Origin of the sequence: Mycobacterium shimoidei, from assembly GCF_900417275.1 — a bacterium.
GTDB classification, from domain to species: Bacteria; Actinomycetota; Actinomycetes; order Mycobacteriales; family Mycobacteriaceae; genus Mycobacterium; species Mycobacterium shimoidei.
Genome location: NZ_UEGW01000001.1, coordinates 669,707 through 694,717, shown reverse-complemented (window position 1 = coordinate 694,717; position 25,011 = coordinate 669,707). Strand labels below are relative to the sequence as shown.

Below are 25,011 nucleotides of genomic sequence, written 5' to 3'. Positions count from 1 at the left end.
ATCAGGGAGGATTCATCATGGCTCGTGCGGTCGGCATCGACCTCGGGACCACCAACTCCGTCGTCTCAGTGCTGGAGGGCGGTGACCCCGTCGTCGTCGCCAACTCCGAGGGCTCCCGGACCACCCCGTCGGTCGTCGCGTTCGCGCGCAACGGCGAGGTGCTGGTCGGCCAGCCCGCAAAGAACCAGGCGGTGACCAACGTCGACCGCACGGTGCGGTCGGTCAAGCGACACATCGGCACCGACTGGAAGATCGAGATCGACGGCAAGAAATACACGGCGCAGGAGATCAGCGCTCGCATTCTGATGAAGCTGAAGCGCGACGCCGAAAGCTACCTCGGTGAGGACATCACCGACGCCGTGATCACCGTCCCGGCGTACTTCAACGACGCCCAGCGCCAGGCAACCAAGGAAGCCGGCCAGATCGCCGGCATGAACGTGCTGCGGATCGTCAACGAGCCGACCGCGGCCGCGCTCGCTTACGGCTTGGACAAGGGTGAGAAAGAGCAGACCATCCTGGTGTTCGACCTCGGCGGCGGCACGTTCGACGTCTCGCTGCTGGAAATCGGCGAGGGTGTTGTGGAGGTGCGCGCCACCTCGGGTGACAACCACCTCGGTGGTGACGACTGGGACGACCGGATCGTCAACTGGCTGGTGGACAAGTTCAAGGGCACCAGTGGGATCGACCTGACCAAGGACAAGATGGCCATGCAGCGGCTGCGTGAAGCGGCCGAGAAGGCCAAGATCGAGCTGTCCAGCTCGGCCAGCACGTCGATCAACCTGCCCTACATCACCGTCGACGCCGACAAGAACCCGCTGTTCCTCGACGAGCAGCTGACGCGCGCGGAGTTCCAGAAGATCACCCAAGATCTGCTGGATCGCACTCGCCAGCCGTTCCAGCAGGTGATCAAGGACGCCGGCATCTCGGTGTCCCAGATCGACCACGTCGTGCTGGTGGGCGGTTCCACCCGTATGCCCGCGGTGACCGACCTGGTCAAGGAGCTCACCGGCGGCAAGGAGCCCAACAAGGGCGTCAACCCCGACGAGGTGGTGGCCGTGGGTGCCGCGCTGCAGGCCGGTGTGCTCAAGGGCGAGGTGAAAGACGTTCTGCTGCTTGACGTTACGCCGCTATCGCTGGGTATCGAGACCAAGGGCGGCGTGATGACCAAGCTGATCGAGCGCAACACCACGATCCCGACCAAGCGGTCGGAGACCTTCACCACCGCCGACGACAACCAGCCGTCGGTGCAGATCCAGGTCTATCAGGGTGAGCGCGAAATCGCCGCGCACAACAAACTGCTCGGCTCCTTCGAGCTGACCGGTATCCCGCCGGCGCCGCGTGGCGTGCCGCAGATCGAGGTCACCTTCGACATCGACGCCAACGGCATCGTCCACGTCACCGCCAAGGACAAGGGCACCGGCAAGGAGAACACGATCCGCATCCAAGAGGGCTCCGGCCTGTCCAAGGAGGAGATCGAGCGGATGATCAAGGACGCCGAGGCGCACGCCGAGGAAGACCGCAAGCGGCGCGAGGAGGCCGACGTCCGCAACCAGGCCGAGACGCTGGTCTACCAGACGGAGAAGTTCGTCGCTGAACAACGGAGTGCAGCGTCCGAGGGCGGTTCGAAGGTGCCCGAGGACACGCTGAACAAGGTCGACGCCGCCGTCGCTGACGCGAAGAAGGCGTTGGAGGGCACCGACATCGGCGCCATCAAGTCGGCCATGGAGAAGCTCGGCCAAGAGTCGCAGGCGCTGGGTCAGGCCATCTACGAGGCGACCCAGGCTGCGCAGGCCGCCAGCGGCGCCGGCCCCAGCGGCGATGGAGCAGCCGGCGGTGCCGACGACGTGGTGGACGCCGAGGTGGTCGATGACGATCGGGAGGCCAAATGACCGAAGGCAACCCACACGAACAGGTAACAGTCACCGACAAGCGGCGGATTGACCCCGAAACCGGCGAAGTGCGCCACGTGGCGTCCGGGTCGGCCCCCAGCGGGCCGGCGCCGCACGCCACGGCGCCGCAGGGGTCGGAGACCGCCGACAAGGTCGCCGAGTTGACCGCCGATCTGCAGCGGGCGCACGCCGACTTCGCCAACTACCGCAAGCGGGCGCTGCGCGACCAGCAGGTGGCGGCCGACCGCGCCAAGGCCACTGTGGTCAGCCAATTGCTGGGCGTGCTCGACGATCTCGACCGGGCGCGCAGCCACGGTGACCTGGAGTCGGGGCCGCTGAAGTCGGTCGCCGACAAGCTGATCAACGTCTTGTCCGGTTTGGGCTTGGCTGCGTTCGGCGCCGAGGGCGAGGACTTCGACCCGGAGTTGCACGAGGCCGTCCAGCATGAAGGTGACGGGGCCCCGGGCACCAAGCCGGTGATCGGCAACGTCATGCGGCGGGGCTACAAGCTCGGCGATCAGATCCTGCGGCACGCCTTGGTCAGTGTCGTCGACACTGTCCCGGAGGAGGCCGACGCTCCAGCGGTGGGCGGCGAGGCGGCCGAAGCGGCCGATAACGACACCGAGACCGATGAGCAGAACGCAGAATCGTAAGGCGCCGGGAAGTTGAAGTTGAAGAGGATCTAGAAACGCACAGTTACCCAGGAAGGTGAGAGGGGGTGACGCGACATGGCCCAACGCGAGTGGGTCGAAAAGGACTTCTACAAGGAGTTGGGCGTCTCCCCTGACGCCAGCCAAGACGAAATCAAACGGGCCTACCGAAAGCTGGCTGCCTCACTGCATCCCGACCGGAACCCGAACAACCCGAGCGCCGCGGAGCGGTTCAAGGCCGTCTCCGAAGCCAACAGCGTGCTGTCGGACCCGGAGAAGCGCAAAGAATACGACGAAACCCGTCGGCTGTTCTCCGGTGGCGGATTTGGTCGCCGGTTCAACGGCGGCGGTGGTTTCGGCGGCTTCGGAATGCGCGGCTACGGCTCCGACGGCGTCGAATTCGACCTCAACGATCTGTTCGACGCCGCGGGCCGCACCGGCGGCACCAACATCGGCGACCTGTTCGGCGGCTTGTTCGGCCGTGGCGCCTCGCCGCGCCCGAGCCGGCCACGGCGCGGCAACGACCTGGAGACCGAAGCCGAGCTGAGCTTCCTGGAGGCCACCAAGGGCGTGGCGATGCCGCTGCGGCTGACCAGCCCGGCGCCGTGCACCAACTGTCATGGCAGCGGAGCCCGGCCGGGCACCAGTCCCAAGGTGTGCGCCACCTGTAACGGGTCGGGCGTAATCAGCCGCAACCAAGGCGCTTTCGGATTCTCCGAGCCGTGTACGGATTGCCGTGGCAGCGGGTCGATCATCGAGCACCCGTGCGACCAGTGCAAGGGAACCGGTGTCACCACCCGCACTCGCACCATCAACGTGCGGATCCCGCCGGGTGTCGAGGACGGACAACGGATCCGGCTGCCCGGACAGGGTGAGGCCGGGCTGCGGGGCGCCCCCTCGGGTGACCTTTACGTCACCGTGCACGTGCGCCCGGACCCGGTCTTCGGACGCGACGGCGACGACCTGACCGTGACAGTACCCGTGAGCTTCTCCGAATTAGCTTTGGGCACAACGCTTTCAGTGCCAACGCTGGACGGTCGGGTCGGTGTCCGGGTGCCCAAGGGCACCGCCGACGGCCGCATCCTGCGGGTGCGGGGGCGCGGCGTGCCCAAGCGCAGCGGCGGTGCCGGCGACTTACTCGTCACTGTGAAGGTCGCCGTCCCACCGGACCTGAAAGGTGCCGCGAAGGAAGCGCTCGAGGCCTACGCTGCCGCCGAGCGGGCCAGCGGCTTCGATCCGCGGGCTGGATGGGCAGGTAATCGGTGATGGCTAAGAAAAAGGAAAGCGCCCGAACGTTTCTCATCTCGGTGGCCGCCGAGCTGGCCGGGATGCACGCCCAAACGTTGCGTACCTATGACCGGCTCGGCTTGGTCAGGCCGAAGCGCAGTGCCGGTGGCGGGCGGCGGTATTCCGAACACGACGTGGAGTTGCTGCGCGAGGTGCAGCGGCTCTCCCAGGATGAGGGCGTCAACCTCGCCGGCATCAAGCGCATCATCGAGTTGACCAACCAGGTCGAGGCGCTGCAGGCGCGGGTGGCCGAAATGGCCGCCGAGATCGAGGCACTGCGCGCCAACCGGCGCCGCGACCTCGCCGTCATGCCCAAGAGCACCGCCGTGGTGGTCTGGAGGCCGCGGCGCTAGCTCAGAACGTGTTGACCAGGCTCCGCTGCTCGAGCATCTGACGGGTCATCGTGTAGTGGTGGTAATGCATCGCGCACTTGATCACGCAGATGAACAGCAGCTGCGGGTCCGGCCGCCGCAGGGCCATGGTGGTCATGCGACGGCGATAGATCCGGCGCAACTCTGGGTCGGGAATGTTTTTCATCAGCCGTAGGAACAAGCCGACGGCCAGCAGAGCATCGAGGGACTGCGACTTCCATTTCCGCCATGGATGCCGGCGCCAGTAGGCTTCGCGCGCGCGGGCCCACTTGAATTCGCGTGTGAGGAACAAATTCTCGAGCCGCTCAAAGTAGAAGTCCGGCTCGTACAACTCCTGCATCAGGCCGATGTACCCGTCGCGTAACTCGTCGCGAGTCATGCCCAGCGGAATGACGTTCGTGCCGAACGTCTGTTCGTCATCGAGATCGAGGCGCCCTTCATCTTTCAGCCGGGCGTAAAGCGGTGTCTTCGGGATGGCCGACAGCATGCCGACCATCGCGTGCATGATGTCGGTCTGACGCACGAACTCGTGCTGCGCCTTGAAGATCCGGGCATCGTCATGGTCGAAGCCGACGATCATGCCGCACCAGACTTCGATTCCGGAGTCCTGCACCTTGCGAACGCGGTCGACAATCGACCCGCCTTTGCGAACGTTTTGATACTTCTTGGTCTCTTTCAGAGAATCTTCGTTAGGGCTCTCGATGCCGATGAAGACGGTCACGATGTTGGCCGCGTCCATCAACTGCATCAGCTCGTCGTCTTCGGAGAGGTTGAGCGACGCCTCGGTGAAGAACGTGAACGGGTATCCCTCGGCAGCCTGCCAGTCAGCGATATCGCGCAGCAACTTCTTCACCGCGACCTTGTTGCCGATCAGGTTGTCGTCGACGATGAAAGCGATTTTCAGATGCTGCTTGCGCATCGCCTCCAACTCGGCGATCACCTGTGCGCTCGTCTTCAGCCTCGGCCTACGGCCGAACATGATGATGATGTCGCAAAACTCGCACTGGAACGGGCAGCCGCGGCTGAACTGGATGCTGCCGAACAGGTAGTCCTTGACCCTGAGCAGGTCGTAGCGCGGGACCGGCACCTTGGTCATGTCGGTCGCTTCGGGTTGCTCGTAGCGGCGTTGATGCCGCCCCTGCGCCCACTCTTGGAGAAACTGCGGCCAGCTTGTCTCGGCTTCGCCGACGAAGATCACGTCGGGCAAGCCCTCAAAGTAATCTTCCCGCACGCTGACCCAGGGGCCGCCGACGACGGTGAAGACCCCACGGGCTTTGAGCTCACGCAGAATCTCGCGCATGCGATGGCGCTGGACGATCATGCCGGTGAGTCCCACGATGTCCGCCCGCGCCAGCCGGTCGTAGTCGAGCGGCTCGACATTCTCGTCGACGATCGTCACCGAATGCTCGGGCGGCGTCAGCGCGGCCAGCAGCGGCAAACAGGCGGTCGGCAGGTTGCACTTTTTGCCCAGCACGGGAAGTGCATGTTCGAGTCCCCAGTACGACACCTCGAACCGGGGATTGACGAAAACGATATCGGTCATCATCGCCTACCTCGACGAAAGTGGTGGATCGTGATGCTCCACCGAACGGCACCCCACCTACTGGCGGCAGTCTAACAGCGTTTCGGTGCCGATCAGACCCGGATCGAGAACTGGGCGACCGCCGAGTCACCCGGACGGGCGAGCGGGTAGTCGCCGCGGCGCAGCGCGTCGGTGGGTGCGGCCATCGGTTCGAAGCACACCACATCTTCGCCCGGTGGCGCGAAGATCTGCGCCGCCGGATAACCGCGATCGAAATGCACCTCGATACGACGCCCGCCTCCGGAGACCGCGAACACCGCGCCGTCGGCGACCTCGTCGTATCCGTCGTCAAAAGCCTTGTCGCCCAATGGTTCAACAGCAGCCTGTTGACGAGAGGCTTGCCCGGTGGGCAGTCCACGCTCGTCGAGGGCCAGATGTCGCAGCGGTGGCGTCTCGATAACCCACTGGCTGCGTGGCACGTCCGGCAACTGCAGATAGGGGTGAAACCCGAAACACGACGGGACCGCTTTGTCTGCGGTCGGTGTCACCGCGGTGCGCACCGTCAGTGTCCGGTCGGCGAGTCGCACGCTCACCGCCAGCAGGTGTGGGAACGGGAAGCTGGCCAGCAGTTTGGGATCCGCGCCGAAATCGAGTTCGGCGGTGATCTCGTCGGCCGACTCGGCCAGGACCCGCCAGTTCGGATAGCCGGCCAGCACGCCGTGGATCGGGAGCCCGTTGGCATCGGCGCGCACGCCGCCTTGGCCCGGAACCAGCGTGACCGTCTTCCCGTGGGCGGTATAGGTGTTGTCGCCCAAGCGGTTTGCCCACGGATACAGCAGCGGGATACCCATGGTCTTGGCGTCGGCGATGTAGGCGTCCAGTCCGCGACGCTGACCGAGCAGTTCCACGCCGTCGTCGGTGAGCGACGTGCCGATCATCCCGGTGTCGGGAACGAACTGCGCCGCCACCGGCGACGACGCGTCGCGCAGCGTGACTATGTGCACAGCGGCCAGCCTAGCCCGACAGTGGGTCGTGCTGAATCTGTTCGGGCGGAGCCCCTTTGGCGATCAGCGCCGCCTTGGTGGCACGAACCATGTCCGGTCCGCCGCAGATCAAGATTTGGCGGTCGCTCCAGTTGCCGTACTTGGTGACCACGTCCGCAAGCCGTCCGGTCTGTCGGACATGCAGCCCGCGCGGCGGTGTCACGTCCGGATAATCGCCGGCCCACGCCGGGTCGCTGGTGTACTCCGAAACCGGCGACACCGACAGCCAGGGATTGTGTGCGGCGATCTGCCACAGCGTTCGCAAATCGTACAGTTCGCACGGGTAGCGGCCGCCGAAGAACATGTGCACCCGCGGGTTATGCGCCCAGCGGGCCAGATCCATGACGATCGAGCGCAGCGGCGCCAGACCGGTGCTGCCCGCCACCATCAGCACGTCGCCGCCGTCGCGGTCGACCTGCATCGCGCCGTGCGGACTCGACAGCCGCCACCGGTCACCGGGCCGGGTTTCCCCGACGATGGCGTTGCTCACCAGCCCACCGGGAACCGCGCGCACATGGAACTCGATCCCGCCGCTCTCGTCCGGCGGGATAGCGGGTGTGAGGTAGCGCCACCTACGCGGGCATTGCGGGATCGCCACGTTGACGTACTGGCCGGGGTGATAATGCAGCGCGCGGTCGAGTTGCAGCCGGATCACCGCGAGGTCGCGCGACACTCGCAGGTGTTCGATCACCGTGCCGTCCCACCAGGCCGGCCCCTCGTCGGCGTCGGCGGCGCCACTCATCACCCCGGTGATGAGATTCAGCGACTGTCGGGCGGTTTCGTCGACCGCGTCGGTCCAGGCCTCGGCAAGCTCGTCGCGCAGCGTGGTGTAGAGCGCCTGATGCAACGTCTCGTAGTGCTTCGGGGCGACCCCGTACTTGCGGTGGTCGCGGCCCAGCTGGGCCAAAAACGCCACCGGCGCCTGAGCGCGCTGCGCCAGCAGTTCGCCGTACACCCAGTTCAGCGCGTGGGCAAAGGCCGCCCGCTGGCGGGCCATGTCCGGTGGGAACAGGTCGCGCAACGCGACGTCAAGGGAAAACCAGCGGGTGTAGAACCGCCCGACGAAGCTGTCGGCGTCGCGCGCGGCCTCCTCGTCGAAGGCAGCGCGCAACAGCTGCAGCGCGTCCCGGTTCTCCAGCCCCACGGGCGCCGATTTTATGCGCGGCCTCAGACGTGGCGAATTCCCTTGTACAACACCACCACACCGATCACGATCAGGACGACGGCAACCATGGCGGCGTGGTGGCGCTCCATCCACGTTTTCAGCCGGTTCAGCGGTTCGTCGAGGCGATCACCCGCGGCGGTGTAGGCGAGCACCGGGACCGCGACCGTGGATGCCGCGATGCCCACGAAGTAGGCGGCCCCTATCCACACTCGGTCCGTGCCCGCTCCCGCACTGCCGATCGCCAAACCGGCTGCCGCGCAAACAAATAACACTTCGGGTCGTATCACGGCCAGTACCGCGGCCAGCACCCCGGCGCGCGGCGGGGTGACGGTGGTGAGCGAGCGCATCCAGCCCGGCATCTCGGTATGGCGTTCCCGGGTCAGCCACTGATAAATGCCGAACACGACCAGTGCTGCACCGGCGACGATCCGCAGCCACGACGCCCAGACCGGCGGCGATTTCTGCAACCCGCCGAGCAAACCCGAGACCGCGATGGCCAAAGCGGTGAGCGCCGCCAAGGCGACGACCCAGCCGGCCAGAAACGCCAGGCTGGTCGCCCGCGGCCGCGGTGTGCTCAAGACCAGCACGGCCGGGATGACGGACAGCGGGGAAAGCGCGACAACCAGCGCGAGCGAGCCGAGTCCGGTGAGTTCTGAGAGCCAGCTGATCGCCACGGGAGAACGGTAGCCGATAGTTGACAGGTAGGAAAAATCCTACCTAATATCTGGGCTGTGCCGCAGCGCGCCAAGGTCAACCGCACCGACTCGATCTTTGCCGCATTGGCCAACCCGACCCGCCGCGACATTCTCGACATGCTGCTCGACGGCGAGCGCACCGTGGCAGCGATCTCCGAGCGCTTCGATATGGCTCGCCCCAGCGTGTCCGAACACCTGAAGATGCTGCGCGAGTGCGGACTGGTCGCCGAGGAGAAGCGGGGCAGGTTCCGCCACTACCGGGTCAACGCCGAACCGCTGCAAGAGATCTCGGCCTGGCTGAGCCCATATGAGCGGTACTGGCGCGAGCGGTTGACCGCGCTGGGTGAGGTGCTTGACGAAATGGCCGGACCACCACCCGCTTGCGGGGGAGAGGAAGATTCATGACAGACACCACCGCTGACCCGCAGGTCATCGAGGCCGACCAGTTCTATGCGCATCCACCCGAACGGGTGTGGCGGGCGCTGACCACGCCGGAGCTGATGGCGCGGTGGCTGATGCAACCCAGTGGCTTTGCGCCGGTTGTCGGCACCCGTTTCACGTTTCGGGGCCAACCAATGCCGTCGGTGGGCTTCTCCGGTGACATCGCGTGCGAGGTAATCGCGGTGCAAGAGGGCAAGCAGCTGACCATCAGCTGGGCCGATGCGGCATCCGGCCAACCCGCGACGTGGATGGTCTCCTGGACTCTGTATCCCGAGGGCCATGGCACCCGAGTCATCCTGCGGCACACTGGCTTTGACCTCGATGACGTCGTTCAGCGACGTTCCCGCGACATCATGGGCAAAGGCTGGGTTCGGATTGCGGCCCAGCTGGGCAAGCTGCTAGACGGCGGCTAGAGGCAAAGCTTCCATTCGCCGCGTTCTTTGCGGAACGTCATCTGGGCGTCACGGGTTCTGCCGTGGTTGGTGTTGGCGATGGTCGCAGTGGCTTTGTCACCGTCGATCTCGATGGATTTGACGGTGATTTGACCGCGCGATTTCGATGGGGGCTCGGGCAAGGTGGGGTGGAATTGCTGTACCTGATCGATGACGCGCTGGATCTTGGCGCACCATAGCTCGCGGAACTCGCTGAGGTCGGAGCTGTTGGTGGTTGTCGCCTTGGCGATCAGGGCGCGGATCTGCGCCTCATCGGATTTCGGCTTGGGGGCCACCTGCGTGAGCAGCACCGCGGTGACGACCACCGCCGTGATAAGCGCGACGGCTCCGGCCACGATCCACGCGGTCAGCTTTCGCCGTGGCGGCCCCGGCGGCGGCGCGGGCCAGCCGGCAGGGCCCGGCGCCCAGCCCGGTGCCGCCCCGGGCGGCGGAGGCCATGCGCCGCCCGGCTGCCAGCCCGGCGGCGCATGGCCNCGGGGGCGGGGGGTAGGGACCCGGCGGCGGGGGCGGCGGCCACTGGTCGGGGTAAGGCTCCCACGGTGGCTGCGCCCCCTGCGGCCCCGGCCCCGGGGGCGGGCCCGGCGGCCCCAAGGGCGGCATCGACGGTGGATAGCTCGACATAGCGCTCCATTCTGTGACATTGCTTGCGCCGCGTCGCGAAGGCTCACGTATCGACGCCTAACTGTCATACTGCCGAAAATTTTTAACTTGAGCGGAACAGACTCAACCTTGACGGCGTTAGACATCCCGAGAAGCATTTTTGACAACCCCTTGTGACCCCGAACGGAGGTCGTCGTGGACTCGTTCAACCCGACAACCAAGGCGCAGGCCGCGCTGACTTCGGCCCTGCAGGCGGCTTCGGCGGCCGGCAACCCGGAGATCCGGCCCGCGCACCTGCTGTTGGCGCTGCTGACACAGAAAGACGGGATCGCCGCGCCACTGCTGGAGGCTGTCGGTGTCGAGCCCGCCACTGTGCGCGCTGAAAACCAGCGCCTGCTCGACGCGCTGCCGCAGATCACCGGGGCCAGCTCGCAACCGCAGCTGTCCCGTGAATCGCTGGCGGCCATCACCACCGCCCAGCAACTGGCCACCGAACTCGACGACGAGTACGTCTCCACCGAGCACCTGATGGTCGGGCTGGCCACCGGCGACTCCGACGTCGCCAAGCTGCTGACCGGCCACGGCGCATCGCCCCAGGCGCTGCGGGAGGCTTTCGTCAAGGTGCGCGGCAGCGCCCGGGTCACCAGTCCCGACCCCGAGGCCACCTACCAGGCGCTGGAGAAGTACTCCACCGACCTGACCGCTCGCGCGCGGGAAGGCAAGCTGGACCCGGTCATCGGACGTGACAACGAGATTCGTCGCGTCATCCAGGTCCTGAGCCGTCGCACCAAGAACAACCCGGTGTTGATCGGTGAGCCCGGCGTCGGCAAGACCGCGATCGTGGAAGGTTTGGCGCAGCGCATCGTCGCCGGCGATGTACCGGAAAGCCTGCGCGATAAGACGATCATCGCGCTGGACCTCGGCTCGATGGTGGCCGGCTCGAAGTACCGCGGCGAGTTCGAGGAACGGCTCAAGGCGGTCCTCGATGACATCAAGAACGCCGCCGGGCAGATCATCACGTTCATCGACGAGCTGCACACCATCGTGGGTGCCGGCGCCACCGGCGAAGGCGCAATGGACGCCGGCAACATGATCAAGCCGATGCTGGCCCGCGGCGAGCTGCGGCTGGTCGGCGCGACCACGCTCGACGAGTACCGCAAGCACATCGAAAAGGACGCCGCCTTGGAGCGGCGTTTCCAGCAGGTATACGTCGGTCAGCCGTCGGTGGAGGACACCATCGGGATCCTGCGCGGGCTGAAGGACCGCTACGAGGTGCACCACGGTGTGCGGATCACCGACTCGGCGCTGGTGGCAGCGGCCACGTTGTCCGACCGGTACATCACCTCGCGCTTCCTGCCGGACAAGGCCATCGACCTGGTCGACGAGGCCGCCAGCCGGCTGCGCATGGAGATCGACTCGCGGCCCGTCGAGATCGACGAGGTCGAGCGGCTGGTGCGGCGCCTGGAGATCGAGGAGATGGCGCTGGAAAAGGAGGAGGACGAGGCCTCCAAGGAGCGCCTGGAGAAGCTGCGCAGCGAGCTGGCCGACCAGAAGGAGAAGCTCGCCGAGCTGACCACTCGCTGGCACAACGAGAAGAACGCCATCGATACCGTCCGCGAGCTCAAAGAGCAGTTGGAGACGCTGCGCGGCGAGTCCGAGCGCGCCGAGCGGGACGGCGACCTGGCCAAGGCCGCCGAGTTGCGCTACGGCCGCATCCCGGAGGTGGAGAAGAAACTCGAAGCCGCACTGCCGCAGGCGCAGGCCCGCGAGGCCATGATGCTCAAGGAAGAGGTCGGTCCGGACGACATCGCCGACGTGGTCTCCGCCTGGACGGGGATCCCGGCCGGGCGGTTGCTGGAGGGCGAGACCGCCAAGCTGTTGCGGATGGAAGACGAGCTGGCCAAACGCGTCGTCGGCCAGAAGAAGCCGGTGCAGGCGGTGTCCGATGCGGTGCGCCGCAGCCGGGCCGGCGTGGCCGATCCCAACCGGCCGACCGGAGCGTTCATGTTCCTCGGTCCCACCGGTGTCGGTAAGACCGAGCTGGCCAAGGCGCTGGCCGACTTCCTGTTCGACGACGAACGGGCGATGGTCCGCATCGACATGAGCGAGTACGGCGAGAAGCACTCGGTGGCCCGCCTGGTCGGTGCGCCACCCGGCTACGTCGGCTACGAGCAGGGCGGCCAGTTGACCGAGGCGGTGCGACGGCGGCCCTACACGGTGGTGCTGTTCGACGAGATCGAGAAAGCTCACCCGGACGTGTTCGACGTGCTGCTGCAGGTCCTCGACGAGGGCCGGCTCACCGACGGACAGGGCCGTACGGTCGACTTCCGCAACACCATCTTGATCCTGACCTCCAACCTCGGGGCCGGCGGCAGCGAGGAACAGGTGATGGACGCCGTGCGCGCCACGTTCAAGCCGGAGTTCATCAACCGCCTCGACGACGTGCTGATCTTCGAGGGCCTCAACCCCGAAGAGCTGCTGCAGATCGTGGACATCCAGCTGGCGCAGCTGGGCAAGCGGCTCGCGCAGCGACGGCTGACCCTTCAGGTGTCGCTTGCCGCCAAGCGCTGGCTGGCCCAGCGCGGCTTCGACCCGGTCTACGGGGCGCGCCCGCTGCGGCGGCTGGTTCAGCAGGCCATCGGCGACCAGCTGGCCAAGATGCTGCTGGCCGGCGACGTGCACGACGGCGACACCGTGCCGGTCAACGTCAGCCCCGACGGCGAGTCGCTGATCCTCGGCTGAGCTCGGCAGACGTGACGGGGTTGTGACCTGCAAGCAATCGTGATTCTGGGTCACTAGCAAGTAAGCTTGCGCCCAATGGTCCCGCTCTGGTTCACGCTTGCCGCGCTGTGCTTCGTCGGTGCGGTGGTGCTGCTGTACGTCGACATCGATCGGCGTCGGGGGCGGGGCCGCCGGCGCAAATCGTGGGCGCGTTCGCACGGATTCGACTACGAACCCGAATCCGCCGACATCGTCAAGCGCTGGAAGCGCGGGGTGATGTCGACCGTCGGCGACGTCACGGCCCACAACGTCGTCCTCGGCCAGATCCGCGGCGAAGCCGTCTACATCTTCGACCTCGAAGAAGTCGCGACGGTCATCGCCTTGCACCGCAAGGTCGGCACCAACGTCGTCGTCGACTTGCGGCTCAAGGGCCTCAAAGAGCCGCGGGAGAACGACATTTGGCTGCTGGGCGCGATCGGGCCGCGGATGGTGTACTCCACCAACCTGGACGCGGCCCGGCGGGCGTGCGACCGGCGGATGGTCACCTTCGCCCACACCGCACCGGAGTGCGCCGAGATCATGTGGAACGAAGAGAACTGGACGTTGGTGAGCATGCCGATCTCCAGTACTCGCGCGCAGTGGGACGAAGGTTTGCGCACGGTGCGTCATTTCAACGACCTGTTGCGGGTGCTGCCGCCGGTGCCGCAGCAGACCCCGGGGCCGGGCGCGCGCCGCAACGCGGCGCCGAGCCGTCCGCTGGCCCCGGCCGCGCGGGCGGAAATGCCGCCACGGCGTGCCGATACGGCGGCACGACCGGAGCCGCCGCGCCGCGCCGCAGCGGAGCCCGGACGGCGTGAGAGCGGCCGCACCGGAGCCGTCCGGCGTCCGCCGCCGGGCCGTAACGGTTACCAGGCCACGCATTACCAGCGCTGATCGGCCGCAGTTACGCTGTCGGTCATGGCTCGTCCCGTTGCCCTGATCACGGGGCCCACGTCCGGGATCGGTGCCGGCTTTGCCCGGCGTTACGCCGCCGACGGTTACGACCTGGTCTTGGTGGCCCGCGACGTCGACCGGCTCGCCCAACTGGCCGGCGAGCTGCGCGACCAGGCGGGGCGCTCCGTCGAAGTGCTGCCCGCCGACCTCGCCGACGCCGCCGACCGCGCCAAGGTCGCCGACCGGCTGGCCACCGGGGTGCGAGTGCTGGTGAACAATGCCGGTTTTGGCACCTCGGGCGAATTCTGGACCGCCGATCCCGCGCTGCTGCAGGCTCAGCTGGATGTCAACGTCACCGCGGTGATGCAACTGACCCGCGCCGCGTTGCCGGCCATGCTGGACGCGGGGGCGGGCACCGTCATCAACGTGTCCAGCGTTGCCGGGCTGCTGTCGGGTCGCGGGTCGACCTATTCGGCATCCAAGGCGTGGGTGGTGTCGTTCACCGAAGGTCTCGCCGGCGGGCTGAAGGGCACCGGCGTTGGTGTTCACGCGGTGTGTCCGGGCTACGTACACACCGAGTTTCACAGTCGCGCCGGGATCGACATGTCCTCGCTGCCGTCGTTTATGTGGCTCGAGGTCGACGACGTGGTCCGGGAAAGCCTGGCCGACATCGCCAAGGGCAAGGTGATCAGCGTTCCCGGCGTGCAATACAAGGCGCTCACTGCCGCCGTGCGCCTGCTGCCCCGAAACTTGGCCCGCCTCACCACCAATCGACTGGGCCAGGGCCGTGGCCGAACGTGACCAACTGGCCGAGCTGGTGCGCACACTGTCGGTGGTGCACGGCCGCGTCACGCTGTCGTCGGGCAAGCAGGCCGACTACTACGTCGATCTGCGCCGCGCCACCCTGCATCATCGGGCCGCCCCGCTGATCGGCCGGTTGATCCGCGAGCTCACCGCCGACTGGCAGTACGCCGCGGTGGGCGGCCTGACCCTGGGCGCTGACCCGGTCGCCACCGCCGTCATGCATGCGCCGGGCCGTCCGATCGACGCATTCGTGGTGCGTAAGTCAGTGAAAACCCATGGCATGCAACGACTTATCGAAGGTCCAGACATCGCCGGACGGCAGGTGCTGGTGGTGGAGGACACCAGCACCACCGGGGCCTCGGCGCTGACCGCGGTGCGCGCTGTGCGTGAGGCCGGCGGTGACGTGGTCGGGGTGGCCACGGTGGTCGACCGTGCCACCGGCGCGGCTGAAGCGATTGAGGCCGAGGGCCTGCCATACCGCAGCGTGCTGGGGTTGTCGGACCTGGGACTGCGTTAGAAACCGTGCGGACTCTGATCGCGATGGTGGCGACGCTCGCGCTGGTCACCGCTTGCTCGGGGCCGAAAACACCTGCGCTCATATATGGCGCCCAATCCGCCCGGCTGGGCGAATCGCTGGCGGTGCTGGGCTGGAACGTTTCAATATCGAACCTGCGCTGGAACGCCGACCATGTCGTGGTCGACGTCGACGCGGCAGCGACGGATCCGGCGGCGCCGCACGCCAAACCCGGCGACCTGCGCTTCGGGCTCTACGGCGCGCTGGCCCACCCGATGGAGGCCACCGGAATCGGCAGCTGCGATAGCGCGAAAAATATTGTGATACAGGGACTTTCATCGGCATCACCGGACCGGCTCAGCGGCAGCGTGTGTTTGGGCCCGCTCAAGGACCGCAGCGCGGTGCGCGGGGTATACCTGTATTCGCCCCGGGACCGGATCGCCGGCACCGCGGCGGCCTATCCGGCCACCTTTCCGGTCGGAATGCTGCCGACGAAGGAGAACGACATCGGCATGGTGGTCAAGACCACCAGCGTGTCGGCGTTTCGCGCCGACGGCCGGCAGCTGGGCCGGCAGTCGCTGGGCGAGCCGGGTGTGTTCACCGGCAACGGCTACATGCTGCTGAGCCTGGCGGTCAACGCCGTCGCAGAACGCTACCGTGACGAGTCCGCCGCGCGCGGCGGACCGATGATGCTGGTGGCCGCACCGACGCTGCCGCCACCCGGGCTCAGCGTTGCCTGCTCGACATACGGGTCCTCGGCGCTGCTGCTGCCCGAGGCGTCGCTAGACGCCGTGCACGTGGAAACCTCGCTGTGCACCCAAGGCGAGATCAACCAAGCGCTGCTGTATGCAACCGTCGCGGTCGTGGGCACCCACGCCGCCGTCTGGACCACGCAATGAGCGAGCACCCCGGCCCCACCGAATGGGGCACTTCGTCCGGTGGCGTCGGCCCCTGGGAGGGAGAACTTCCCGACGACCCCCGGTATGACCCGGCCCTGCTGCGCGATGGCGATACCCGCAACGTCGTCGACGCCTACCGCTACTGGACCCGGGAGGCGATCATCGCCGACATCGACAAGCGCCGACACCCGCTTCATGTGGCGATCGAGAACTTCGGCCATGACGCCAATATCGGTTCGGTGGTGCGCACCGCCAACGCCTTCGCCGTCGACACGGTGCACATCGTGGGCCGTCGCCGCTGGAATCGCCGCGGCGCCATGGTCACCGACCGCTACCAGCGGCTGCGCCATCACGACGACGTCGCCGGCCTGTTGGAGTTCGCGGCGGACGCGGGCCTGACGGTGGTTGCCGTCGACAATGTGCCCGGCGCGGCGCGCCTCGAGCGGACACCGCTGCCGCGCAACTGCCTGTTGGTGTTCGGCCAGGAAGGACCCGGCATCAGCGACGACGCCCGCGCCGGTGCGGCGCTGACCGTATCGATCGCCCAGTTCGGCTCGACGCGCAGCATCAACGTCGCGGTCGCGGCCGGCATCGCCATGCACGCGTGGATCACCCGGCACGGAAACATCGACCAGGCGTGGTGATCAGCTCCACAGCGTGACATGCACCTTGGGGCGGAACCGTGTCACGCCGACGCCGCTGCCCCGGATCATCGCCTGGGTGCAGCGCGGAGTGGTGATGAAGCGCACCAACTCCGAGACCGCGGGCTGGCGCGCCGACGGCGACAGTGTCGCCGCGCACCATTCGCCGGACTCCTGCAGTCCTGGCCCGGTCACGTGCGTCAAGCGACCCGCGGCAAGGTCTTTGGCGACCGCGAAGCCGATCGTCAGCGTCACACCACCGGCGCGCTGCACCTCCTCGAGGGCGGCGGCATCGCTTTGGAAAATGCGCTGCTGGGACTCCGGAATCGCCAAATTCCGCAGAATCGTGGCGATCTCACCGTCCGCGCTGCCCGCCGACGGACCGAGCATCCACTGCTGCTCGCGCAGCAGGGCGGGGGTCGGGGCGCCGACGGCCAGCGGGTTGTCCGGCGAGGCCACCGTGATGATCTGATACTTCAGAAACGGCCGCACCACGATCGAGCCGTCGATATCGGCCGGGTTGCGGTGAATCGGCCCGAGCGCGATATCGACGGCGCGCGAAGAGATCAGCTCGGCGAATCGGCTTGTCGGGTGCACGCTCAACTCGACGGACAGGTCGTCGGCGCGCGAGGAAAACAGCTCGATCAGGCCGGGCGCGGCGTGTTCGGCGAACGTGTTGGACGCGGCGATACGCAGTAGCCTGCGCCCGTGCGCCGCCTCGGTCACTTCGATCGCGGTTTGCTGTTGCAGGCCGAGGATTTCGACTGCCCGGCTGGCCAACCGAAGCCCGCCGGGCGTGAACGCCAGACCGGCGGCGGTCCGGTTGAACAAGGGGTCGTCGAGTTCCTTGCGCAACGCGGCCACGTGCATCGACACATTGGCGTCGGAGACACCCAGTTCCTCGGCCGCCGCCCGGACCGAACCCAGGCGCACCACGGCCGAGTAAGCCCGAAGTTGAGCCGGGGTCATGGGTTTGAGCCTACGTTGGAATGCGTGCGTGACGTGCTCGCCGATCTGATGTCGATCTGGCGCGCCGGCGGCACCGCCGGAATGGGGACCGTAGTGCGTACATTCCGGTCGGCGCCGCGCCCGCCCGGCGCCTCGATGGTGGTGGCGCCGAACGGGTCCGTGAGCGGGTCGGTGTCGGGTGGCTGCGTGGAGGGCGACGTCTATGAACGCGCCACCGAGGTGGCGCGCACCGGGATACCGCAGCTGCAACGGTACGGGGTCAGCGACGACGACGCCTTCGCGGTGGGCCTGACATGCGGCGGCATCATCGATGTCTTCATCGAGGCGGTGTCGCAGGCAACGTTCCCCGAACTCGCCGCGGTGGCCGACGACATCGAGGCGCACCAGCCGGTGGCGATCGCGACCGTCATCGCCCATCCGGACGCCGGGTGGGTGGGGCGGCGGCTCGTCATCCGTCCCGACTCGGTGGCGGGATCGCTCGGTTCGCCGCGAGCCGACGCCGCCGTCGCCGACGACGCACGGGGTCTGCTCGCGGTGGGCCGCAGCGAAGTCCTCACCCTCGGCCCGGACGGAGAGCGTCTCGGCGACGGCCTGGAAGTGTTCGTGTCGAGCCAATTCCCGCGTCCGCGGATGCTGGTGTTCGGCGCGATCGACTTCGCCACCGCTCTCGCGCGGCAGGCATCGTTCCTCGGCTACCGCGTCACGGTCTGCGACGCCCGACCGGTCTTCGCGACGTCGGCCCGGTTCCCGACCGCCGACGAGGTCGTCGTCGACTGGCCGGACCGGTATCTGGCGGCGCAGGCCGAGGCCGGCGCGATCGATCGGTACACCGTGATCTGCGTGCTGACCCACGACCCGAAGTTCGACGTCCCGGTGCTCAAGGTGGCGCTGCGGCTGCCCGAGGTCGGCTATGTGGGGGCGATGGGATCGCGGCGAACCCACGACGACCGGGTGGCCAGGCTGCGGGAGGCCGGGGTGAGCGACGCCGAGCTGGCCCGGCTGGCCAGCCCGATCGGGCTGGATCTCGGCGCCCGCACACCGGAGGAGACGGCGGTCTCCATCGCGGCGGACATCATCGCCCGGCGCTGGGGCGGTGGGGGCCAACGGTTGGCTGAAATCGGTGGGCGGATCCACCATGACCAGGAGGTGGAAGGCAAGTTAAGCGATCCCTTAACTCGCTATTGACGCCCGTTCAGCACCGATCGACACTGAGGATCCATTCGATGGATTGTGAGGTCGATCACAATGCAAGTTCCCGGCCCTTTCGAGTACGAACGTGCGTCCAGCGTCGACCACGCGATCGGGTTGCTGGATCGGCTGGGTGACGGCGCGATGATCGTCGCCGGCGGCCACAGCCTGCTGCCGATGATGAAGCTGCGCATCGCCAACCCCGAATATCTCGTCGACATCAACGACCTGGCGCCCGAACTCGGCTACGTGATCACCGACCCGACCCTGGTCCGCATCGGTGCGATGACCCGGCACGCCGCTGTGCTGGAATCAGACGACTTGGCCGCGGTGTGCCCGATCTTCCGCGACGCCGAACGGGTGATCGCCGATCCGGTGGTCCGCAACCGTGGCACGGTCGGTGGGTCGCTGTGCCAGGCAGATCCGGCGGAGGACCTGGCGACCGTGTGCACCGTGCTCAACGCCACCTGCCTGGCCCGCGGGCCGTCGGGTGAGCGCGAGATCGCGATCGACGACTTCTTGCAGGGCCCCTACGAAACTTCGTTGGCCCACAACGAGATTCTGGTCGAGGTTCGGATCCCTGTGCGGCACAAGACTTCCAGCGCATACGCGAAAGTCGAGCGCCGAGTCGGGGACTGGGCAGTCACCGCGGCCGGCGCCGCGGTCACGCTCGACGGTGACGCCATCGCCGCCGCCCGGGTGGGTCTGACGGCGGTCAATCCGGATGCAGCCGCGCTGGCCGCGCTGTCCGAGTCACTTGTCGGCAAGCCGGCCACCGAAGAGGTGTTCGCCGAAGCCGGTGCCGGCGCCGCCGAGGCGTGCGAGCCGGTGACCGATGTGCGCGGCACCGCCGACTACAAGCGTCACCTGGCCGCCGAACTGACCACCAGAACGCTGCGAACCGCGGTCGAGCGAATTCGCAATATGCCTGAGCCAGAGGGGAACTAGCTATGCAGGTGAATATGACGGTCAACGGCGAGCCAGTCAGCGCCGATGTCGAACCACGGATGCTGCTGGTCCACTTCCTGCGGGACCAGTTGCGGCTCACCGGAACCCACTGGGGCTGCGACACCAGCAACTGCGGCACCTGCGTGGTGGATGTGGACGGGGTGCCGGTGAAGTCCTGCACGATGCTGGCCGCGATGGCCAGCGGACACAGCGTCCGCACCGTGGAGGGACTGGAGGTCGACGGTCAGCTCGACCCGGTCCAGGAAGGTTTCATGCAATGCCATGGGCTGCAATGCGGTTTCTGCACGCCCGGCATGATGATCACCGCCCGCGCCCTGCTCGACAAGAACCCCGACCCGGATGAAGACACCATCCGCGAAGCCATCTCCGGGCAGATCTGCCGCTGCACCGGATACACCACGATCGTGCGCTCCATCCAGTGGGCTGCGAAGCATCCCATGGCCGGAGTGGAGTCAGCGGAGGTCACGTCATGACAACTCTCGAGTCTCGGCCGCCGTCGCCGGAAGATCTGGCCGACAACGACCAAAAGCCGTGCGGCCACGGGCGCATGCTGCGCAAAGAGGATCCCCGATTCATCCGCGGCCGCGGCACCTACGTCGACGACGTGGTGCTGCCCGGCATGCTGCACCTGGCGATCTTGCGCTCGCCGTATGCCCATGCCCGTATCGCGAGCATCGATGTGACTGCGGCGCAGGCGCACCCGAAGGTCAAGGCCGTGGTGACCGGTGCCGATCTGGCCGAGAAGGGCCTGGCCTGGATGCCCACCCTGTCCAACGACGTCCAGGCGGTGCTGGCCACCGACAAGGTGCGGTTCCAGGGCCAGGAGGTGGCGTTCGTCGTTGCCGAGGACCGGTATTCGGCCCGCGACGCCCTGGAATTGATCGACGTCGACTACGAACCGCTGGTCCCCGTCGTCGACGCGCGCAAGGCGCTGGACCCCGACGCCCCGGTGATCCGCGACGACCTCGACGGCAAGACCGACAACCACATCTTCGACTGGGAGACCGGTGACGCCGCGGCCACCGAGGCGGTATTGGCTAAGGCCGACGTCGTCGTCAAGCAGGAGATGGTCTACCCCCGCGTGCATCCGGCGCCGATGGAAACCTGCGGCGCGGTCGCCGATCTGGACCCGGTCACCGGCAAGTTGACGTTGTGGACCACCTCGCAGGCGCCGCACGCCCACCGCACGCTCTACGCCTTGGTCGCCGGCCTGCCCGAACACAAGATCCGGGTGATCTCACCGGACATCGGCGGCGGCTTCGGCAACAAGGTGCCGATCTACCCCGGCTACGTCTGCGCGATCGTCGGTTCGCTGCTGCTGGGCAAGCCGGTCAAATGGGTGGAGGACCGCAGCGAGAACCTGACGTCCACCAGCTTCGCGCGGGACTACATCATGGTCGGCGAGATCGCCGCCACCAGTGACGGCAAGATCCTCGCACTGCGGTGCAATGTGCTGGCCGACCACGGTGCATTCAACGGCCAAGCCGCGCCGGTCAAGTACCCCGCCGGGTTCTTCGGCGTGTTCACCGGCAGCTATGACCTCGAGGCGGCCTACTGCCACCAGACCGCGGTCTACACGAACAAGGCGCCCGGCGGGGTGGCCTACGCCTGCTCGTTCCGCATCACCGAGGCGGTGTACTTCGTGGAACGATTGGTGGACTGCCTGGCCTATGAGCTGAAGATGGACCCGGCCGAGCTGCGACTGCGAAACTTGTTGCGGCCCGAGCAATTCCCATACCGCACCAAGACGGGTTGGGTGTACGACTCGGGCGACTACGAAACCACCATGCGCAAGGCCATGGACATGATCGGCTACGACGCACTGCGCGCCGAGCAGAAAGAAAAGCGCGAGCGCGGCGAGCTGATGGGCATCGGCATGGCGTTCTTCACCGAGGCCGTCGGGGCGGGGCCGCGCAAGGACATGGACATCCTGGGCCTCGGCATGGCCGACGGCTGTGAGCTGCGGATACATCCGACCGGCAAAGCCGTGCTGCGGCTTTCGGTTCAGACCCAGGGCCAGGGCCACGAGACGACGTTCGCGCAGATCGTCGCCGAGGAGCTGGGCATCCCTCCCGACGACATCGAGGTCGTGCACGGCGACACCGATCAGACCCCGTTCGGGTTGGGCACCTACGGCAGCCGGTCGACCCCGGTATCGGGTGGGGCCGCGGCGCTGGTCGCCCGCAAGGTGCGCGACAAGGCGAAGATCATCGCCTCGGGCATGCTCGAGGTTTCGGTCGCCGACTTGGAGTGGGAGAAGGGCACTTTCAGAGTCAAGGGTGACCCGTCGGCGTCGGTGACCATGGCCGACATCGCGATGCGCGCGCACGGTGCCGGCGATCTGCCCGAGGGCATCGAAGGAGGCCTGGACGCCGAAGTCTGCTACAACCCGTCGAACCTGACCTATCCGTACGGCGCGTACTTCTGCGTGGTGGACGTCGACAAGGGCACCGGCGTGGTGAAGGTGCGTCGCTTCCTGGCCGTCGACGACTGCGGCACGCGGATCAACCCGATGATCATTGAAGGCCAGGTGCACGGCGGAATCGTCGACGGCATCGGCATGGCGCTGATGGAGATGATCGCCTTCGACGAGGAAGGCAACTGTCTGGGCGGATCGCTGATGGACTACCTCATCCCCACCGCCGTGGAGGTGCCGCATCTGGAGACCGGCCACACCGTGACGCCGTCGCCGCACCACCCGATCGGCGCGAAGGGCATCGGCGAATCCGCCACCGTCGGCTCCCCACCCGCGGTGGTGAATGCGGTGGTGGATGCATTGGCGCCGTTCGGGGTTCGGCACGCCGACATGCCCTTGACACCATCGCGAGTGTGGGAGGCCATGCAGGGCCGCGCGGGACCCCCGATCTAGGACTTAAGGACAAACAGCTGTGACGGTTAACGAGCGGGTTGCTCAGCTGCTGCGGACACGGACACCGTTCGTGCACGCAACGGTGGTGCGCGCCCAGCCGCCGACCTCAGCACAGCCGGGCGACGAGGCGATCCTGTTGCCCGACGGGACGATTGAAGGGTTCGTCGGAGGCCAGTGCGCGCAGAACTCGGTCCGCAAGGCAGCGCTCGGTGCGCTGCAGGCGGGCGAAAGCGTGCTGCTGCGCGTGCTTCCCGACGGTGACGTCCACTTTCCGGAGGCCCGCGGCGCGCGGGTCGTCGTCAACCCGTGCCTGTCCGGTGGTGCGCTGGAGATCTATCTGGCCCCCCGGCTGCCCGCGCCGCTGATCCGGATCTGCGGGGCAACGCCGATAGCCGACGCGCTCGCGCAACTGTGTTCGGTCCTCGGCTATGAGGTGGCCCGCGACGACACCGATGAGCTGGCCGGTGCCACCGCGGTGGTGATCGCCACCCACGGCGGCCCGGAAGCCCAAATCATCCGGGGCGCACTGGCTGCCGGCATCGGATACATCGGCCTGGTGGCCAGCAAGGTGCGGGGCGCGTCGATCCTGGACGGGCTAGAGCTCACCGACGCCGAGCGCGCCCGGGTGCATACTCCGGTCGGCTTGCCGATCGGCGCCAAGACGCCCGCCGAAATCGCGGTGGCGATCCTCGCCGAAGTCATCGAACAAATCCGGGTCGCCGGTCTGCCGGTGTCCCGGGCGGCGGAGGAAGCGCCGAGCAATGCCAAGCCCGAACAGGCCGTTGACCCGGTGTGCGGCATGACCGTGCCGATCGGGCCCGATACCGAGCATCTGCGCCTGCACGACGAGGACTACTGGTTCTGCGGTGCGGCATGCCGGAAGTCGTTCGCGGCCGAGAAAGCCGGCGCATGACCGCGCATCAGGCAACCGGTGTCGTGCTGGCAGCCGGGCGATCCAGACGACTCGGTGCACCCAAACAGCTTCTCCCATACCGGGATACGACTGTGCTCGGCGCTACGCTCGACGTCGCCCGTCGTTGTGGTTTCGACCAGATCGTCGTCACCCTGAGCGCGGCGGCGCCCGCCATCGGCGATGCGGTACCGCTGGACGGGCTCGACGTGGTGGTCGTCGACGACATCGGCGACGGGTGCGCGGGGTCGCTGCGCGTCGCGCTGGGCCGGGTGCACCCGGATGCCGCGGGGATCGTGCTGATGCTGGGCGACCAGCCCGGGATCGACCCGGCGGTGGTACGGCGACTGCTCGACGAAGGATCGGCAAGCCCGGTCACCGTATGCCGCTACGCCGATGGCCTCGGTCACCCGTTTTGGTTGAGCCGCAGCGTATTCGGTGAACTCGCTCAACTACACGGTGACAAGGCGATCTGGAAGCTGATCGATTCGGGTGATGTTGTAGCCCACGAAATCACGGTCGACGGCGCCGTTCCGCTCGACGTCGACACCTGGGACGACTACCAGCGACTACTGGAATCGGTGTGACGGTGATGCTGTTTACCGACGTCGATGACGTGATCCGCCGGTTCGACGCCAAAGATTTCCTACTTGACATGGGCACCGCGTCGGCGATCTTTCTGGCGGTCAGGATCGGCAGACCACTGCTGCTGGAGGGTGAGCCCGGAGTCGGCAAGACCACAGCGGCGAAAACCCTTGCCGCGGTGCTAGGTACGCCCCTGGTGCGCCTGCAGTGTTATGAAGGGCTGACCGCGCGTGAGGCGCTCTACGACTGGAACTACCAACGCCAGCTGCTGAGCATCAAGCTCGCCGAGGCGCGTGGCACCAGGATCGAGGAATCGGACCTCTACAGTGAGCGGTACCTGGTGGACCGGCCGATACTGCAGTGCGTGCGCCATCGGGGACCCACCGCACCGGTGCTGCTGATCGACGAGATCGACCGCGCCGACGACGAATTCGAGGCGCTGTTATTGGAATTCCTCGGCGAATCCACCGTCACGGTCCCGGAATTGGGCACCTTCGCGGCCGAATTCCCACCGATCGCTGTGCTGACATCCAACCGCAGCCGCGATCTGCACGACGCACTGCGGCGGCGTTGCCTGTACCACTGGATCGACTATCCGGCGCCGGACCGGGCCGCCGCGATCGTCCGCCGGACGGTGCCAGGGGCGACCGTGCCGCTGATCGACAACGCCACCCAATTTGTCGGTCGCACACGCGATCTCGATCTCGACAAGCCTCCGGGGGTTGCGGAGACCATCGACTGGGTCGCCGCCCTGGTCTCGCTCGGCGTAGCGGATCTGGTCGACCCGGATACACTGGCCACCCTGGGCGCGCTGGCCAAGACACCCGACGACCGTGCGCTGATCCACGACGCCTTTGCCGAGTACAGCAACACCTGATCACGAAAGCATGCAGC

At 67.1% G+C, this 25,011-nt stretch carries 25 protein-coding genes; 19 read left to right on the top strand and 6 right to left on the bottom strand.

Annotated features, from left to right (window positions below):
- The first annotated feature begins 17 nt into the window (after positions 1–17).
- The 4 genes from dnaK (at position 18) to MSP7336_RS03425 (ending at position 4,179) form a co-directional block, all read left to right on the top strand.
- Positions 18–1,889, top strand: coding sequence for a molecular chaperone DnaK (gene dnaK, locus MSP7336_RS03440; RefSeq protein ID WP_113963044.1), 1,872 nt, complete (start codon positions 18–20; stop codon positions 1,887–1,889).
- On the top strand, positions 1,886–2,542 hold the full coding sequence (gene grpE, locus MSP7336_RS03435) for a nucleotide exchange factor GrpE (protein ID WP_069395990.1): 657 nt from the start codon (positions 1,886–1,888) through the stop codon (positions 2,540–2,542). Before dnaK ends, grpE begins: the two co-directional genes overlap by 4 nt.
- Before the next feature lie 75 nt (positions 2,543–2,617).
- A complete protein-coding gene (dnaJ, locus tag MSP7336_RS03430) occupies positions 2,618–3,805 on the top strand; it encodes a molecular chaperone DnaJ (protein ID WP_113963043.1) in 1,188 nt (395 codons plus the stop codon).
- The gene (locus tag MSP7336_RS03425; RefSeq protein WP_113963042.1) at positions 3,805–4,179 is read left to right on the top strand and encodes a heat shock protein transcriptional repressor HspR; all 375 of its coding nucleotides are present in this window, start codon (positions 3,805–3,807) and stop codon (positions 4,177–4,179) included. The genes dnaJ and MSP7336_RS03425 overlap by 1 nt, the downstream gene beginning before the upstream one ends.
- 1 nt (position 4,180) lies before the next feature.
- Here the strand turns inward: MSP7336_RS03425 and MSP7336_RS03420 are convergent, their stop codons facing one another.
- The 4 genes from MSP7336_RS03420 to MSP7336_RS03405 form a co-directional block, all read right to left on the bottom strand.
- Positions 4,181–5,740, bottom strand: a complete 1,560-nt coding sequence (locus MSP7336_RS03420; protein WP_113964755.1) for a B12-binding domain-containing radical SAM protein — start codon at positions 5,738–5,740, stop codon at positions 4,181–4,183.
- 92 nt (positions 5,741–5,832) lie between these two features.
- Positions 5,833–6,723, bottom strand: a complete 891-nt coding sequence (locus MSP7336_RS03415) for an aldose 1-epimerase (RefSeq protein ID WP_113963041.1) — start codon at positions 6,721–6,723, stop codon at positions 5,833–5,835.
- Positions 6,724–6,733: 10 nt separating this feature from the next.
- Positions 6,734–7,906, bottom strand: a complete 1,173-nt coding sequence (locus MSP7336_RS03410; RefSeq protein ID WP_113963040.1) for an FAD-binding oxidoreductase — start codon at positions 7,904–7,906, stop codon at positions 6,734–6,736.
- Between the two features lie 23 nt (positions 7,907–7,929).
- Positions 7,930–8,601, bottom strand: coding sequence for a GAP family protein (locus tag MSP7336_RS03405; protein ID WP_069395985.1), 672 nt, complete (start codon positions 8,599–8,601; stop codon positions 7,930–7,932).
- Between the two features lie 57 nt (positions 8,602–8,658).
- Between MSP7336_RS03405 and MSP7336_RS03400 the strand changes: the two genes are divergently transcribed.
- Together MSP7336_RS03400 and MSP7336_RS03395 are read left to right on the top strand one after the other, a co-directional pair.
- Complete coding sequence (locus tag MSP7336_RS03400; RefSeq protein WP_069395984.1) at positions 8,659–9,027, top strand: ArsR/SmtB family transcription factor; 369 nt, start codon at positions 8,659–8,661, stop codon at positions 9,025–9,027.
- Positions 9,024–9,476 carry an SRPBCC family protein gene (locus tag MSP7336_RS03395; protein WP_113963039.1) on the top strand — a complete coding sequence of 151 codons (453 nt, stop codon included), beginning with the start codon at positions 9,024–9,026 and terminating at the stop codon, positions 9,474–9,476. The genes MSP7336_RS03400 and MSP7336_RS03395 overlap by 4 nt, the downstream gene beginning before the upstream one ends.
- Here MSP7336_RS03395 and MSP7336_RS03390 read toward each other — a convergent pair.
- Positions 9,473–9,850: an Rv0361 family membrane protein gene (locus tag MSP7336_RS03390; protein ID WP_113963038.1), complete on the bottom strand. Its 378-nt coding sequence runs from the start codon at positions 9,848–9,850 to the stop codon at positions 9,473–9,475. The genes MSP7336_RS03395 and MSP7336_RS03390 overlap by 4 nt on opposite strands.
- Before the next feature lie 460 nt (positions 9,851–10,310).
- Here MSP7336_RS03390 and clpB point away from each other — a divergent pair, with 460 nt between their 5' ends.
- The 6 genes from clpB (at position 10,311) to MSP7336_RS03360 (ending at position 16,630) form a co-directional block, all read left to right on the top strand.
- The gene (gene clpB / locus MSP7336_RS03385) at positions 10,311–12,857 is read left to right on the top strand and encodes an ATP-dependent chaperone ClpB (protein WP_069395981.1); all 2,547 of its coding nucleotides are present in this window, start codon (positions 10,311–10,313) and stop codon (positions 12,855–12,857) included.
- A gap of 75 nt (positions 12,858–12,932) precedes the next feature.
- Entirely contained in the window at positions 12,933–13,769 is an 837-nt protein-coding gene (gene ttfA / locus MSP7336_RS03380) for a trehalose monomycolate transport factor TtfA (RefSeq protein WP_069395980.1), read from the top strand.
- Between the two features lie 24 nt (positions 13,770–13,793).
- Complete coding sequence (locus MSP7336_RS03375; RefSeq protein WP_113963037.1) at positions 13,794–14,570, top strand: SDR family NAD(P)-dependent oxidoreductase; 777 nt, start codon at positions 13,794–13,796, stop codon at positions 14,568–14,570.
- A complete protein-coding gene (pyrE, locus tag MSP7336_RS03370) occupies positions 14,557–15,090 on the top strand; it encodes an orotate phosphoribosyltransferase (protein ID WP_181786526.1) in 534 nt (177 codons plus the stop codon). Before MSP7336_RS03375 ends, pyrE begins: the two co-directional genes overlap by 14 nt.
- Before the next feature lie 5 nt (positions 15,091–15,095).
- Positions 15,096–15,986 carry a putative periplasmic lipoprotein gene (locus tag MSP7336_RS03365; protein WP_113963036.1) on the top strand — a complete coding sequence of 297 codons (891 nt, stop codon included), beginning with the start codon at positions 15,096–15,098 and terminating at the stop codon, positions 15,984–15,986.
- Positions 15,983–16,630: a TrmH family RNA methyltransferase gene (locus tag MSP7336_RS03360; RefSeq protein ID WP_113963035.1), complete on the top strand. Its 648-nt coding sequence runs from the start codon at positions 15,983–15,985 to the stop codon at positions 16,628–16,630. Before MSP7336_RS03365 ends, MSP7336_RS03360 begins: the two co-directional genes overlap by 4 nt.
- Here the strand turns inward: MSP7336_RS03360 and MSP7336_RS03355 are convergent, their stop codons facing one another.
- Positions 16,631–17,596 (bottom strand): LysR family transcriptional regulator, encoded by a 966-nt coding sequence (locus MSP7336_RS03355; RefSeq protein WP_113963034.1) that lies wholly within the window; start codon positions 17,594–17,596, stop codon positions 16,631–16,633.
- A 24-nt stretch (positions 17,597–17,620) separates the two neighbouring features.
- On the opposite strand from MSP7336_RS03355, the gene MSP7336_RS03350 reads away from it, so the two are divergent.
- Genes MSP7336_RS03350 through MSP7336_RS03320 form a run of 7 tightly spaced genes read left to right on the top strand, consistent with a single transcriptional unit; the run spans position 17,621 to position 24,994 of the window.
- The gene (locus tag MSP7336_RS03350; protein ID WP_069395974.1) at positions 17,621–18,781 is read left to right on the top strand and encodes an XdhC family protein; all 1,161 of its coding nucleotides are present in this window, start codon (positions 17,621–17,623) and stop codon (positions 18,779–18,781) included.
- A 60-nt stretch (positions 18,782–18,841) separates the two neighbouring features.
- Entirely contained in the window at positions 18,842–19,732 is an 891-nt protein-coding gene (locus MSP7336_RS03345) for an FAD binding domain-containing protein (protein ID WP_069395973.1), read from the top strand.
- Positions 19,733–19,734: 2 nt separating this feature from the next.
- Positions 19,735–20,226 (top strand): (2Fe-2S)-binding protein, encoded by a 492-nt coding sequence (locus tag MSP7336_RS03340; protein ID WP_069395972.1) that lies wholly within the window; start codon positions 19,735–19,737, stop codon positions 20,224–20,226.
- Positions 20,223–22,622, top strand: coding sequence for an aerobic carbon-monoxide dehydrogenase large subunit (locus MSP7336_RS03335; protein WP_069395971.1), 2,400 nt, complete (start codon positions 20,223–20,225; stop codon positions 22,620–22,622). The genes MSP7336_RS03340 and MSP7336_RS03335 overlap by 4 nt, the downstream gene beginning before the upstream one ends.
- A 19-nt stretch (positions 22,623–22,641) precedes the next feature.
- Entirely contained in the window at positions 22,642–23,535 is an 894-nt protein-coding gene (locus MSP7336_RS03330; RefSeq protein WP_069395970.1) for an XdhC family protein, read from the top strand.
- Complete coding sequence (locus MSP7336_RS03325; protein ID WP_113963033.1) at positions 23,532–24,119, top strand: nucleotidyltransferase family protein; 588 nt, start codon at positions 23,532–23,534, stop codon at positions 24,117–24,119. The genes MSP7336_RS03330 and MSP7336_RS03325 overlap by 4 nt, the downstream gene beginning before the upstream one ends.
- 5 nt (positions 24,120–24,124) lie before the next feature.
- Positions 24,125–24,994 (top strand): AAA family ATPase, encoded by an 870-nt coding sequence (locus MSP7336_RS03320; protein WP_113964753.1) that lies wholly within the window; start codon positions 24,125–24,127, stop codon positions 24,992–24,994.
- Positions 24,995–25,011: the final 17 nt, after the last annotated feature.